Here is a 13462-nt window from a genome sequence, read left to right as displayed (position 1 = left end):
CGTTTAAACGTCCGCTTTTTCAGCAAATTTAATATAATGCTTAGGAGACTGCCTCTTCATATGTCTTGGCATTGTTCAATGCTTCCTTAATCTCGTTTCTATGCTTTATTAGCATATTTTCAGTGGAAGGTGCAAGTACCATGTCATCGTCGTTTAGGATTTCATTGTACTCTTCCAAACTTGCTTTTTCCCCTCTTTCAACTTCCTCCAATATCCTTTCGGTATCATCACTGGTGAAAGTAGTAGTGAAATTCATCCAAGTCCTGTGTAAGTCTCCTTTGATGCTTCCGCCTTTGTCCGGTAATTCGCCAAAGGTCTGTATCTCCTTTTTTAGCTCATGGCCAAAATTATAGCGCTGCTGCACTTTATCGGCCAAGAATTTCTTTACGGTTGGATTGTCCACCTTATCTTGTGCCAGTTTATAGCCTTTCTCGGCATCGTATGTTCTGGTTAGTAAGTCGTTTAATCTATTTGAAATTTTTTCTGAATACTTCATAATGTCTCTTATCATTTAAATTTACTTTCGTTATTGTCTTTCAATAACTACACTATATAAGATACAGGAATATCTCGGAACCCCAAGTATTTACAGGGGTTTAGCATAGGTTTAACGTTATTTGTGAGGGTATCTTAATGCATTTAACATCCTGGGATTGATTTTTCAGCTTTAATGGTTGTCAAATCAAACTAATTAAATTACATTTGCAGCCCTTTTTCAAGGATAAATAGAATTAATAACCAAGGGTCGGGCACCCTATAAATTAATGTGATATGCCAGTTAAGATTAGATTACAGAGACACGGTAAGAAAGGTAAACCATTTTATTGGGTGGTTGCCGCCGATTCAAGAGCCAAACGTGATGGTAAATTCTTGGAAAAATTAGGAATCTACAATCCTAATACAAACCCAGCTACTATAGAATTGGATGTTGATAGTTCCGTTAAATGGTTACAGAACGGTGCGCAGCCAACAGATACTGCAAAAGCGATTCTTTCTTATAAAGGAGTTCTTTTGAAGAGACATTTGTTGGGAGGTGTTGCCAAGGGGGCCTTGACCGAGGAGCAGGTAGAAGAAAAATTCAACGCTTGGGTAGCTGAAAAAGAAGCTGCAATCGATGCCAAAAAAGGTGGATTGGATAAGGCAAAAGAAGAAGCCAAGGCAAAAGCATTGGCTGCTGAAAAGGAGATAAATGAGAAGAGAGCTGCCGAAGCTGCGGCCGCAGAACTTCCTGAAACTCCGGAAGGTGAAAGTGCGGAGGAAGAGGTAGAGGCTGTTGAGGAAGCTCCTGAGGTTCCAGAAGAGGCTCCTGCCGCTCCTGAAATGAAAGAGGAGGAAGCTCCTAAAGAAGGAGAATAGTATTTGTAACGATGCAAAAGGAAGATTGTTTCTACCTAGGCAAGATCGTTTCAAAATATAGTTTTAAAGGTGAGGTACTGGTAAAGCTGGATACCGATGACCCTGAGATATACGAAAATATGGAATCAGTATTTATTTCATTGGGAAATAATCTGGTTCCATTTTTTATTCTACGCTGTAGACTTCATAAATCCAACCTGCTTCGAATAGACTTTGAGGAGGTAAAGAACGAATCCGATGCTGATCGGATCATGAGATGCGACCTTTACCTACCCTTGACCATGCTCCCTAAACTTACCGGGAACAAGTTTTATTATCATGAGGTCATTGGTTTTTCCGTTTTGGATGATGTCCATGGGGATATTGGGGTAATCGAAGGTGTAAACGATACTACTTCCCAAGCGCTCTTTGAAATAAAAAAAGGGGACAAACAATTGTTAATCCCCATCAATGATGAAATTATCAAAAAAGTAGACCGGCAAGGCAAAACTATTTCCGTGACTACTCCAGAAGGCTTGGTAGACCTCTACCTTTCTTAACCTTCCAATGCTTCTTTGGCAAATGCCAAGCATTTCTTTACTTCCGCAATGGCATCGGAACCTTCAGGAATCTCATATTCCAATTCTATTGTGGCCGGAAAGGAATATCCATTATCGCGCATCAATTGAAGTGCTTCTGCCAGAGGAGTATCTCCCTCGCCCCATACGACATTACCTTGGCCATGTTCCGGCGTTTGTCTATCCTTTACATGCATACTCTTGATATGATCATGTTTTTCCTTCATAATTTCAAGCGGAGCTTCATTACCTGCTGCTACAAAATGACCTAAATCCAAGTTGAGCGCATTGTATTTGGACTGTTCCAAGGCTGTGTCCCAAAAAGTTGGTGTTTGTTGGGTGTGTCCGTGATAGGCAACATAGATGCCATGTTTCGCGGCCATTTCCCCTAATTTTTTCGTGTGTTCGTCATCACTTGGGTGTTCCAACGTCACATGGGATGCTCCTAGGGCCTTTGCGGCTTTGAACCCATAGTTTATTTCTTCATCGGTATTGTCCTTGCCAAAAGCATTGGGCTTGAATGCGTAAATGGTTATCCCGGCATCATTATACATTTTCTTAAGTTCCTTGAACTTGTCCATAGAAACTTGAGACCTCCAGGTAGCCACTTTCGCATTATAGATGTCCATGGCCTCTTGCATTTCCGTCAACCTTTTTTCATCCGCTGTTGTTATGGTTCCTTCTCTTTTGGAACGCATTAACCCCCAAAGTGTTCGTCTATCCAAAGAGCTTTCGGGTTTTCCGGCAAAGGATTCCGCGGGGTCTCCCATTAATTCAATGGCGTTAATGCCCGAATCCAATACATATTGCAGCGTAGCTTCTGCACTTTGGTCAGGCATACTTCTAAAGGAATACGTAATTACCCCAATTTGCACCCCTTTTATTTTAGAGTTTGGAACAGGTGAATTTAGTAACTTATTTCTGCCAAAAATATTTGGACCTATAAGTGTTGTCCCAATGGCTAAAGCGGCGGAACTCGATATGAAGTTTCGTCTTGAAACTATGTTTTTTTTGTTATTCATAATACCGGTTTTTTTGATGCTCCATAAATCTTCATTTGTCGCATGGACCATGGTATTTCACGGTCCTCTTGCGGACCGAAGTTTTTCGTTAAGCTCATGCGAACAAACTTGGCCTCAACGGGGTCGAAAATCAGGGAAACATCTGCCTGCTCTCCTTCGCCTTTTTCGATTTCCTTCCATGTACTTCCATCCATGGAGGTTTCTAATCTATAGCCACGCGGAAAGGTGTGAAGTGGCGGTGGCGATCCTGGACGCCAACCCCTGGATATGGGTGTTGAGTTATAATGAATTTCAGAGATGCTCATGGTTTCCGGGAACTCTATTTGAAACCACATGCCCTCTTCCTGATTACCTCCAGTACTCCATCCCTCAAAATTAAACGCACTGGTAGGGGAGGCACGGCCACCAATTCGTGTGGGTACAGAATGGCTTGCCGTAATATTCCAATCGTCGCTTGGCACCAGGAGTTGTGGAACGGATGTCATTAACTCATTATATACATAAGGCCCGTTACGCTCCTCCGTTTTGGTCCTAACATTATGGACATCCTCGGCGGATACCAAAGTTGCTTCATTGGATAAGTTGGTTCGAATATAGGATACAATGGACGCAATCCAATCATCGGATTGTTCTTTGTTACCGACCATAATACCCGCTGGGTAGGTTTTTCCATCCAATGGGCCTTCCAGTCCATGCATTACCGTTTTAATGACATATTCTGGGTGAGATTGTACCCGAACGGAACCACTTAATGCAGGTGCCATGACCAAACCATCTCCAACCGGTGTTCCTTTGCCGTCGTTTCCATGACATTGTACACAGAGTTCGTTGAAGATGACCTTTCCTTTTTCCAAGCTGCTCTTTTGGGCTTCGGTAAGCTGATTATTGCCAACTTCCCACCAATTTTTGACTTCTTTTGGTTCTAATATCTGTTTGCCAATAGTCTGTATTCCTTTGGTCGAATTCGACTTGAGTAATTTATTAAGGGCAACGTCGAAGGATGGGACTTCAAGGATGTGTGCCGACAAAACGGCCTGTAAGGCCACATCCACATTTTTATCTTCAAGTAAATTTAAATAATCGTCTCCAAGCGATTTTTTGCCCGACTTATAAAGTGTTTCCCCGGCACGCATGGCCTGAATACGCATTCTAGGATTAGGGTCGTCCATTAATTTTTCAACCATTTTCTCTTTCAATGAACCCAGGCCTTCCAAGCACCACAAGGCATGGAAACGGGCCAACATATTATCGCTGTTGTTAACCAAAGCTTCAAGTTCTGGAACGATACTCCTATCCTGTGACAAAACAATCAACTGTTGTGCCTTGTCCCGCCACCAACCATTCGGGTGTTCCAAATGCTTTACAAGTTGGGCCGGTGTTTCATTGAGCATATTCGGTTTGGTTCTGTCCCGTTCCTTGCTATCATGGGTAATACGCCAGATTCGTCCGAGCCCAATTACCTTATCCAGTTGGTACTGCTCAATTTTTGCACGAAGATACGTGCCTTTTTGTGCCCACTGGCCTTCTTGTATAATGCCATGGTACATATCGGTAATATATAGGGTGCCATCGGGTGCGGTCGTCATATCTACCGGACGGAACAAGGGATCTGTCGATCTCAAAAACTCCGACTTTTGATTTTGAAAAGCATTATGTAATGTCGTTATACCTTCATTGACCACAGGATTTACCTGGCGCACGATACGGGCAACAGGTTCTCCATAGAATAACTGGCCATACAAGTTTTTTGGTAACCGGTCACCACGATAAATATCATTTCCAGCTGCTCCCGTAACCCGTTTAGGTCCTCCATTATTTTCCCGTACACGGTCCATGCCCTCTTGCAGGTCACCGATTAAAACCGGGGCACCCCAAGGTTCTTCAAAACCTTCGGCATAGTTGTCATTATCTTCATATTTAAAGTTTCCGTAATGTACAGGTTGTTGAAACTGTGACGGTAGGCCACTTGCACCTCCCAAAAACCAAACTTTTCCGTCATCATCGTGTGTTACGCCCCATTGCGCGCGGTTATACCCCGTATTTTCACGGATGACCCCTGTTGGTGTTTCCCGTACCCGAAAAGCGTTATAGGTGCTGTATAGCCAATTATCCATATTGTAATACATAAAGGCCTGTTGGTGTTCCACATTTCCAGAGCGTCCATAGTTAGTGGTAAAAAGTTCCTTTGTATCAGCCTTACCGTCACCATCGGTATCGGTGAACTTATACACATTGTCCTCGTCCGAATTCATGGTCAGCACAGCATCCTTGCCATAGGGTAACACAAATCGTGGAAAAATAAGACTGTCTACGAAGACCGTTCCCGTTTCATAAACACCATCATTATCGACGTCCTCCCATCGTGAAATCCTACTGGTAGGTTCCAAAGTTCCGTCAGAATCGGCAGTGAGCATATAGGTGCGTAGTTCCAGAACGAACATGCGACCGTTACCGTCGAATGAAATCGCCCCGGGTTGCTGTATTTGGGGTTCGGTGAGAATGGGTTCAATATGGTATCCGTCGGGCAATAAAAACTTTTTGGCTTCTTCCTCTGGATATAATGGGAGTACTGGTTCCTTGGGCTCCAGATCCGCTCCTTTCCAATCTTCATGCTCAGGGTCTGCACCTTCCGGTAGGGCAACAATAGGAAGCGAATCGGACATGGAGGAAATAACTTCCGCCACGTTATCCTGAACCTTTTCTTTCTTTTCAGGTTCACAGCTTATTAAAGAACAAACGATAAGGATGGGTAAAAAAAAGACAAAATGGAAAGGGTTTTGCTTGTTGGTTTCTTGGTTGTAAAATTTCATTGTGGTATTGATTCTTCTAAATATGCGTTCGGAAATTAACTATATTCATGGCATCTTACAAGGATTTTAACGCTGTGTTTTTAAAAAGTGTCAATGAAACATTTAAATTTTAAAGGAATTATCTTTTTTATCCTGCTTTTAATGCTGTCTTGCAAAGAAACCAAGGTGGAAACTAAATCGAAAGAAACCCAACCTCCCAATGTTGTTTTGATATTTACGGACGACCAAGGCTATAATGACGTAGGGGTTTTTGGGGCTAGTGATATAAAGACCCCTAACCTAGACCAAATGGCTAAAGAGGGGTTAAAATTGACAAGTTTCTATGCCGCACAAGCGGTTTGCTCCGCATCCAGGGCTGGTATACTGACCGGATGTTACCCCAATAGGATTGGCATCCATAATGCATTGATGCCCAACAGTAAGCTTGGACTTAATCCAGAGGAAACTACTTTGGCAGAAATGCTAAAAGCAAAAGGATATGCCACAGGAATTTTTGGTAAATGGCACTTGGGAGATGCCCCTGAATTTATGCCCAATAATCAGGGGTTTGATGAGTATTTTGGAATTCCTTATTCTAACGATATGTGGCCTTTACATCCTCAGCAAGGGCCGGTATTTAATTTTGGTCCCCTGGAACTTTATCAAAATGAAAAAGTAATCGACACCCTTACCGATCAATCAAAACTGACCACTATGATTACGGAAAAAAGTGTCGATTTTATTAATAATAACAAGGACAAACCATTTTTTCTATATGTTCCTCACCCACAACCCCATGTCCCTTTGTTTGTTTCCGATAGTTTCAAAGGAAAATCGGAAAGGGGATTGTATGGTGATGTTATTATGGAACTGGATTGGTCCGTTGGTGAAATTCTAAAAGCTTTGGACAAGAATGGTCTTACCGAAAACACGATTGTAATTTTTACTTCGGATAATGGCCCATGGCTCTCTTATGGAAACCATGCCGGTAGCGCATATCCTCTTCGGGAAGGTAAGGGTACCGCTTGGGAAGGGGGGCAGAGAGAACCTTTTTTGATTAAATACCCAGGAAAAATCCCTGCCAATAGGGTAGTCAATACTCCGGTAATGGCCATAGATATTTTGCCTACCATCGCTGAAGCAACGAATACTAAATTACCAGAGAAAAAGGTTGATGGTAAAAGTGCGTGGGATTTGTTTTTGGGCAAAACCGATGAAAGTCCCCAAGACACCTATTTCTATTACTACAGGGTCAATGAACTATTTGGGGTGCGTTACGGAAAATGGAAGTTGTATTTTCCACATTCTTATAGAACCATGGAAGGACAAGAACCTGGAAAAGACGGTATCCCCGGTAATTATAAAATGGTTGATCTCAAAGAAGTGGAATTATATGATTTGGCAAATGATGAAAGTGAGACCAATAATGTAGCGAATCAACATCCTGATGTGGTAAATACAATTAAAGAAATGGCAGACCAAATACGGGCAGAATTAGGTGATAGTTTGAAAGGAATTGAGGGTATGGAAACTAGAGAACCCGGGAGAACCCAATGAACAAGCCATTTAAATTTAAACAGTTCACGGTACATCAAGACAGATGCGGGATGAAAATCGGAACGGATGGAGTGCTTCTTGGAGCATGGACGGCCGTGGAGCAAGAGTTGGAATCTATTTTGGATATTGGTGCGGGAACAGGAATTATTTCTTTGATGCTTGCCCAAAGAAGTGATGCTCCCACCATTGATGCCATTGAAATTGATGCAGATGCGTACGAACAATGCGTGGATAATTTTGAAGCATCTCCTTGGGGTAATCGACTGTACTGTTATCATGCAGGGTTGGACGAGTTTGTTGATGAAATTGATGATAGGTACGACCTCATAATAAGTAATCCCCCTTTTTATAGTGAAGCTGTCGCCAGTGGCGATGTTTCAAGGGATTTAGCACGACAAAACAGCGCTCTGCCTTTTAAAGAGTTGTTGCAAGCCGTATCCATTTTATTGTCGGACAGCGGTATTTTTTCGGTCATTATTCCATACAAAGAGGAAACGGAATTTCTCAAAATGGCCGCCAATTTTGGATTGTTTCCAAAAAGGGTAACCCATATTAGGGGTCATATGAAAACACCGTTCAAAAGGAGCTTGATCGAGTTTTCTAGAACAAAGGAAGCTGTTGTTGCCTATGAATTGACCATTGAGAAAGAACGCCATAGCTATACCCAGGAATACATTGATTTGACCCAGGACTTTTACTTAAAAATGTAATGGTCTTATTGGGTAATTGTCAGCTTTTTGAGTCCGACAGAAATTTCCTTTAATGACTTTATTTCACTATTATAGAATACTGAATCAATAGCAAATATAGGTCCCGAACAAGAATTGAAATCTGTCACGGTAGTATATACCGTCAAGAGTTCCACTTTAGAGGAAGTAGGGGAGAGAGAAATGGTGTAGCTATTTTTTCCTTCGGAATATCCATTGATCCAAATCAAAAACTTGGTTTCCTCGTTATACAGATCTACAACATCTTGATAATATTGGCCATTAGTGCCCACGGTTACCTCATTGGGGTCGTAGGTATTATTTTCAAAAACATTCTCACCCGCTTCGTTAAGATATTCTAATACCAGTTGTTCGTTCAAGGCTTGATCTTGGGATTTTGAGGTAAAGGGGCTTAAATCAAACGCACTTGGTTCCACACAGCCTCCTCCACCGTTCTTACTACAGGAAATAGCTATTAGGGCAACTAAAATAACAATAGGCTTTTTCATGTTTTTTGTTTTGAAATTAGTTTTTTTAAACCGAAGGATTTGTATTTTAAATGGAACATTTTGTAATGTAAATGTTATATTTTTACAATCCTGTTAAATTGAATGTATGAAAACAGACTTATTTGAGGCGCCGGATTATTATAATTTGGACGATTTATTGTCCGAGGAACATTTGTTGGTTCGTGATGCGGCTCGACAATGGGTCAAAAGGGACATTTCCCCAATTATTGAGGAATATGCCCAAAAGGCGGAGTTTCCAAATCAGATTATCGGTGGATTGGCGGAAATAGGTGCTTTTGGCCCTTATATTCCCGAGGAATATGGAGGAGCGGGCCTAGATCAAATCAGCTATGGTCTTATCATGCAGGAAATAGAACGAGGGGACAGTGGCGTGCGATCAACGGCCTCCGTTCAATCCTCCTTGGTGATGTATCCTATTTATACGTATGGTACTGAGGAGCAACGTAAAAAATATTTGCCCAAATTGGCCAGCGGTGAGATGATGGGCTGTTTTGGTCTTACCGAACCCAACCATGGCTCCAATCCCGGAGGAATGGAAACCAAATTCAAGGATATGGGAGATCATTATTTGCTTAATGGGGCAAAGTTGTGGATTTCCAATTCCCCTTTTGCCGACATTGCCGTGGTATGGGCCAAAAATGAAGAAGGTAGAATCCATGGGCTCATCGTAGAGCGGGGAATGGAGGGGTTTTCCACCCCGGAAACACATAACAAATGGTCTTTGAGGGCATCGGCTACAGGTGAACTTATTTTTGACAATGTAAAAGTGCCGAAGGAAAACATATTGCCAAACAAAACCGGTTTGGGAGCACCGTTGGGATGTTTGGATTCGGCCCGATATGGAATATCTTGGGGAGCCATAGGAGCAGCGATGGATTGTTATGATACGGCACTTAGATATGCCAAGGAACGTGTTCAATTTGGCAAACCTATTGCGGCCATGCAATTACAGCAAAAGAAATTGGCCGAAATGATTACGGAGATTACCAAAGCTCAATTATTGGCTTTTAGGCTAGGTCAACTCAAGAATGAGGGCAAGGCCACAACGGCACAGATTTCTATGGCGAAACGGAACAACGTGGAAATGGCCATTAAAATTGCTAGGGAAGCCCGACAGGTACTTGGAGGAATGGGTATTACGGGCGAATATAGCATTATGCGTCATATGATGAACTTGGAGAGTGTAATTACCTATGAGGGAACACACGATATACACCTCTTGATTACGGGAGCGGATATTACAGGTCACCAGGCCTTTAAATAAGATAACAAATTCCTTAGGTTAGCTTAACATATCCTCAAAAATAGGGTCTTATTTTTGCCGTGCGTGTAATTAAGATTCATGTAGTTTTTTGAGTTAGTTAGCTTAAGCCGATGGGAGCATCGGCTTTTTTTGTGGCTTAAATTCTGAAAAGTCGCTAGGGATTAATTTTTTAGAAACTTCATATACCACCTTCCGGAACTCTTTATGGTTCGCTTTTGGGTACCAAAATCTACATGGACCAGACCGAAACCGGGGTTATAACCTTCGGCCCATTCGAAGTTATCGGTAAAGGTCCATACAAAGTAACCATGAATGTTGAGACCTTCGTTTTTGGCCTTTAAGACCTGTTCCAAATGGTCCTTCAGAAATTTTTTGCGTTTTTTGTCCTTGACCTTTCCTTTTTTAAAAACATCCTTGAATGCAGCACCGTTTTCGGTTATAATAATATCGGGCATATTCGAATAAGCATCGTATTTGCGTATCATTTCATAAATGCTTGGTGGATATACCTCCCATTCCATCAAAGTTGTTCTGACATTTCTTTTAGGTGCCTTAATAATTTTAGCACCTATATAAGGTACAAAATAGCTATGTTCAATAATCTCACGGGTATAATTTTGAATTCCGACGAAATCAAAATTAAAACGACTTTTTTCCATATCACCGGGCAAAATGTAGGGTGCCAATCTCTTTAACACAGGAAGATCGTTCATGGGATATCCCAAACCCAAAACAGGTTCTATGAAGAGTCGGTTCAAAAGTGCATCTGCCTTTCTTGCCGTTTTTAAGTTTTTTGGGGAATTGTTTTTTGGGACGATGTACGAACAGGAATAGGTGGTGCCAATTTTTGCATCGGTAATCAATTTTCTTAGGGCACGGCCTCCTACGGCCTGTGATAATTGGGCGTGATGTACAGCGGGAAGAAAATTCTTCATGCGCTTCTTGCCCGGTGCATGGACTCCCAAAAAATAACCGCCCCCCGTAAATACCATGGGTTCGTTGAGAACCATCCAATGCTTAACCCTATCCCCAAATGCCTTGGCGCAGACTTCAACAAACTCGGTAAACCAATCTAGGATTTTCCTGTTGGTCCATCCCCCTTTGGATTCCAGTTCATAGGGTAGGTCCCAATGGTATAAGGTTATCCATGGGGTAATATTGAGACTAAGGCAAAAGTCGATGACATTGTTATAAAAATTGATGCCATCAGGATTAATTGTTCCTGTGCCAGTTGGCAGTATCCTACTCCATGCTATTGAAAATCTGAAGTTCTCGATATTCATGGATTTCATCAATAGGATATCCTCTTTATACCGATGATAAAAATCACAGGAAACCTTGGCCGTTTGATTTTTATGGATTTTTCCTTTTTTCAGCGTGAACATGTCCCAGATAGAAGGTCCTTTGCCATGTTTGTCATGGGCGCCCTCTATTTGAAAGGCGGCCGTGGAAACCCCCCATATAAAATTCTCCCCAAAGTCTGAAGCACATATCTTTTTTGACATTCCCGTAATTCAAATGGTCAATCAGTGACTTGTAAGCTGACCTTGAGTAAACTTTGTACAATTTCTGACGTGATATTGGGGTAATCCACTTTAGCCTTATGGTGGGAGTCCACCCAGTCCATTACCTTGGGAAGGTGTTTTTCCTTAAGAGACCGTATTACGGGTATATCCATTTCTGCCAGTGCGGCTGCATTACATTGTTGCTCATACTGGCCCTTCATAGGAACGACCATTAATTTTTTTTGCATGAACAGGGCCTCTGCAGGAGTTTCAAATCCTGCTCCACACAAAACCCCCCGACTATTGGCCATACTGTCAACGAAGGCTTCGTTGGTAATAGGTCTAATACTCAAGTTTTTTGTTACCACTTCCTTGGTGTTATGCTTTGAAAAAACATCCCACTTTACATTGGGTATTTGTGAAAGGAAGTGAATAATTTTTCCATCGCTGTAGGAAGGAAGATAGACCGTGTAATGTTCGCCTTCACGGATTTGGGCATTACGTATGTCGGATCTTATTATAGGGGTGAAAATGTCCTTTTCGTAGGCTTTAAAATGTAGTCCGAACCTGTGACTAGCAGGTGCATAGCTTTTCAGAATCATTTTTCCTAGGGCATCGGTTTTTTTGGGTTTGGGAGCCTTTTCCATCAAGACTGCCGATTGATGGCTAAAACTAAAACAGGGTTTGTCCGTCATTTTACAGGCCCAGGCAGTTATCGGTTCAAAATCGTTAATGATCAAATCATATTTATTGACGGGTATACTTTTTATTTCTTTTTGTAATCGTAAGGTGTTGGATTTTAGATAGGTCTTCCACATGTCTACGCCGCCCTTTTTTCCAAAGATGAAGCTTAATCCCTTACATTGATATTTTATAGGATAGGGAATCTGGATATCCGCTTGGGTGCCGCTTATAAGAATGTCCAAGGCAATACCTTCTTTTAGCAAGGCTGGGATTACGTCCCTGGCCCTACTTAAATGCCCGTTGCCTGTACCTTGAATGGCGTATAATACCTGCATATATTTTTATAGAAAGTGAGGAACTATTTTATCTTTATCAATCCGCTGGTGCGGAATTCGTCCATCAGGCTTTGAAAAAGTTCCGCTTTTTCCAAAACAGGATAATCGTCAATGGTTTCATCCAATTGGCTTTGGATTTCATGGTCCTTGTAGAATGAATACTGGCTCCACTGCCCTTCATTATATTCAAGTGCCGTTAAGTTTTCAATCCAATCACCAGAATTTAGATAGGTTACTTCTCCTTTGTCCGTTTTGATTTTTCGTATTTCGGGTTGATGGATATGCCCACAGACCACATAACCATAGCCGTTTTCTATGGCAATTTCGGAAGCGGTCAATTCAAAATTGTTAATGAACTTTACTGCGGACTTCACTCCGTTTTTAATTTTTTTGGACATGGAAATGGGCCCCTTTCCCAATTTCTTGCTTAAAAAATTAATGGCCCTGTTGAGAAGTATCAAAAAATCATAGCCTTTGGCTCCTAATTTGGCGACCCATTTGGAGTGTTGCATGGTAACGTCAAAGACATCTCCATGAAAGAACCAAGCCTTTTTATCGTGTAAGGGGAGTACCACTTTATTGACGATACTCAGGGACCCGATTTGGAGCCCGGTAAACTTTCTAAGCATTTCATCGTGGTTGCCAGTTATATAGTGAATCTTTACCCCTTTGGCGATCCAACCCATAAAATACTTTATCACTTTCATGTGCGATTTGGGCCAATAGCGTTTGCTAAACTGCCATATGTCAATTATATCACCGTTCAGAATGACTTCCTTCGGGGAGATGCTTTTGAGGTATTTTAAAAGTTCGTTTGCGTGACACCCATAAGTGCCCAAATGTACATCGGATATAACAACGATATCAACAGGTCTTTTTTTCATAAGTATAAAGGAGTTGGAGGGTAGTCGGTCTTTGAGGTGAAGTTAAAGGACCGCAAAAGGAGCTTTCTAAGAAACTTGGAGTGAGTGAGGGAATGCCGTTCAGTCTAATTTTCATTTAAAGAAAATCTCTGGCTACAAAGTTGATAAATTAAGTATCTAATATAGTTACGTACAACTTATCTTTTGGTTATCTGATTGTTAAGGCTATTTTTTTATGGGCTAGAAATAGCTGCCAAAGCCTCAATGGTTGTTTCATAGGAGGATATTTTGGC

Annotated in this window: 12 protein-coding genes; 5 read left to right on the top strand and 7 right to left on the bottom strand. The window is 41.7% G+C overall.

Annotated features, from left to right (window positions below):
* Positions 1–40: 40 nt before the first annotated feature.
* The gene (locus CJ263_RS05360) at positions 41–496 is read right to left on the bottom strand and encodes a ferritin-like domain-containing protein (protein ID WP_094996312.1); all 456 of its coding nucleotides are present in this window, start codon (positions 494–496) and stop codon (positions 41–43) included.
* Positions 497–771: 275 nt separating this feature from the next.
* Here CJ263_RS05360 and CJ263_RS05355 point away from each other — a divergent pair, with 275 nt between their 5' ends.
* Positions 772–1356, top strand: coding sequence for a 30S ribosomal protein S16 (locus CJ263_RS05355; protein ID WP_094996311.1), 585 nt, complete (start codon positions 772–774; stop codon positions 1354–1356).
* 11 nt (positions 1357–1367) lie between these two features.
* On the top strand, positions 1368–1895 hold the full coding sequence (rimM, locus tag CJ263_RS05350) for a ribosome maturation factor RimM (RefSeq protein ID WP_094996310.1): 528 nt from the start codon (positions 1368–1370) through the stop codon (positions 1893–1895).
* Here rimM and CJ263_RS05345 read toward each other — a convergent pair.
* On the bottom strand, positions 1892–2935 hold the full coding sequence (locus tag CJ263_RS05345; RefSeq protein ID WP_094996309.1) for a sugar phosphate isomerase/epimerase family protein: 1044 nt from the start codon (positions 2933–2935) through the stop codon (positions 1892–1894). The two genes, rimM and CJ263_RS05345, sit on opposite strands and share 4 nt — an antisense overlap.
* The gene (locus CJ263_RS05340; RefSeq protein ID WP_094996308.1) at positions 2932–5745 is read right to left on the bottom strand and encodes a DUF7133 domain-containing protein; all 2814 of its coding nucleotides are present in this window, start codon (positions 5743–5745) and stop codon (positions 2932–2934) included. Before CJ263_RS05340 ends, CJ263_RS05345 begins: the two co-directional genes overlap by 4 nt.
* 93 nt (positions 5746–5838) lie before the next feature.
* On the opposite strand from CJ263_RS05340, the gene CJ263_RS05335 reads away from it, so the two are divergent.
* Together CJ263_RS05335 and CJ263_RS05330 are read left to right on the top strand one after the other, a co-directional pair.
* Positions 5839–7281 (top strand): sulfatase family protein, encoded by a 1443-nt coding sequence (locus tag CJ263_RS05335; RefSeq protein WP_094996307.1) that lies wholly within the window; start codon positions 5839–5841, stop codon positions 7279–7281.
* A complete protein-coding gene (locus tag CJ263_RS05330) occupies positions 7278–7991 on the top strand; it encodes a tRNA1(Val) (adenine(37)-N6)-methyltransferase (protein ID WP_094996306.1) in 714 nt (237 codons plus the stop codon). Before CJ263_RS05335 ends, CJ263_RS05330 begins: the two co-directional genes overlap by 4 nt.
* A 5-nt stretch (positions 7992–7996) precedes the next feature.
* Here CJ263_RS05330 and CJ263_RS05325 read toward each other — a convergent pair whose 3' ends face one another.
* Positions 7997–8497, bottom strand: a complete 501-nt coding sequence (locus tag CJ263_RS05325) for a hypothetical protein (protein WP_094996305.1) — start codon at positions 8495–8497, stop codon at positions 7997–7999.
* Between the two features lie 106 nt (positions 8498–8603).
* Here CJ263_RS05325 and CJ263_RS05320 point away from each other — a divergent pair, with 106 nt between their 5' ends.
* Complete coding sequence (locus CJ263_RS05320) at positions 8604–9782, top strand: acyl-CoA dehydrogenase family protein (RefSeq protein ID WP_094996304.1); 1179 nt, start codon at positions 8604–8606, stop codon at positions 9780–9782.
* Positions 9783–9943: 161 nt separating this feature from the next.
* On the opposite strand, the gene CJ263_RS05315 is transcribed toward CJ263_RS05320, so the two are convergent.
* From CJ263_RS05315 to CJ263_RS05305, 3 genes are read right to left on the bottom strand one after another with little or no spacing between them, the layout of a single operon-like run.
* The gene (locus tag CJ263_RS05315; RefSeq protein ID WP_094996303.1) at positions 9944–11287 is read right to left on the bottom strand and encodes a GH1 family beta-glucosidase; all 1344 of its coding nucleotides are present in this window, start codon (positions 11285–11287) and stop codon (positions 9944–9946) included.
* A gap of 17 nt (positions 11288–11304) precedes the next feature.
* Positions 11305–12306, bottom strand: a complete 1002-nt coding sequence (locus CJ263_RS05310; protein WP_094996302.1) for a glycosyltransferase family protein — start codon at positions 12304–12306, stop codon at positions 11305–11307.
* A gap of 23 nt (positions 12307–12329) precedes the next feature.
* Entirely contained in the window at positions 12330–13190 is an 861-nt protein-coding gene (locus tag CJ263_RS05305; RefSeq protein ID WP_094996301.1) for a UDP-2,3-diacylglucosamine diphosphatase, read from the bottom strand.
* Between the last annotated feature and the right edge of the window lie 272 nt (positions 13191–13462).

Origin of the sequence: Maribacter cobaltidurans (genome assembly GCF_002269385.1) — a bacterium.
GTDB classification, from domain to species: domain Bacteria; phylum Bacteroidota; class Bacteroidia; order Flavobacteriales; family Flavobacteriaceae; genus Maribacter; species Maribacter cobaltidurans.
Note: the sequence above shows the minus strand (reverse complement) of the source record. Positions and strands in the feature narration are given on the sequence as shown.

Coding starts and splice junctions, on each gene's coding strand:
- CJ263_RS05345 (WP_094996309.1), bottom strand. CDS start 2,935: ATGAATAACAAAAAAAACATAGTTTCAAGACGAAACTTCATATCGAGT.
- CJ263_RS05325 (WP_094996305.1), bottom strand. CDS start 8,497: ATGAAAAAGCCTATTGTTATTTTAGTTGCCCTAATAGCTATTTCCTGT.
- CJ263_RS05330 (WP_094996306.1), top strand. CDS start 7,278: ATGAACAAGCCATTTAAATTTAAACAGTTCACGGTACATCAAGACAGA.
- CJ263_RS05305 (WP_094996301.1), bottom strand. CDS start 13,190: ATGAAAAAAAGACCTGTTGATATCGTTGTTATATCCGATGTACATTTG.
- CJ263_RS05360 (WP_094996312.1), bottom strand. CDS start 496: ATGAAGTATTCAGAAAAAATTTCAAATAGATTAAACGACTTACTAACC.
- CJ263_RS05315 (WP_094996303.1), bottom strand. CDS start 11,287: ATGTCAAAAAAGATATGTGCTTCAGACTTTGGGGAGAATTTTATATGG.
- CJ263_RS05320 (WP_094996304.1), top strand. CDS start 8,604: ATGAAAACAGACTTATTTGAGGCGCCGGATTATTATAATTTGGACGAT.
- CJ263_RS05340 (WP_094996308.1), bottom strand. CDS start 5,745: ATGAAATTTTACAACCAAGAAACCAACAAGCAAAACCCTTTCCATTTT.
- CJ263_RS05310 (WP_094996302.1), bottom strand. CDS start 12,306: ATGCAGGTATTATACGCCATTCAAGGTACAGGCAACGGGCATTTAAGT.
- CJ263_RS05355 (WP_094996311.1), top strand. CDS start 772: ATGCCAGTTAAGATTAGATTACAGAGACACGGTAAGAAAGGTAAACCA.
- rimM (WP_094996310.1), top strand. CDS start 1,368: ATGCAAAAGGAAGATTGTTTCTACCTAGGCAAGATCGTTTCAAAATAT.
- CJ263_RS05335 (WP_094996307.1), top strand. CDS start 5,839: ATGAAACATTTAAATTTTAAAGGAATTATCTTTTTTATCCTGCTTTTA.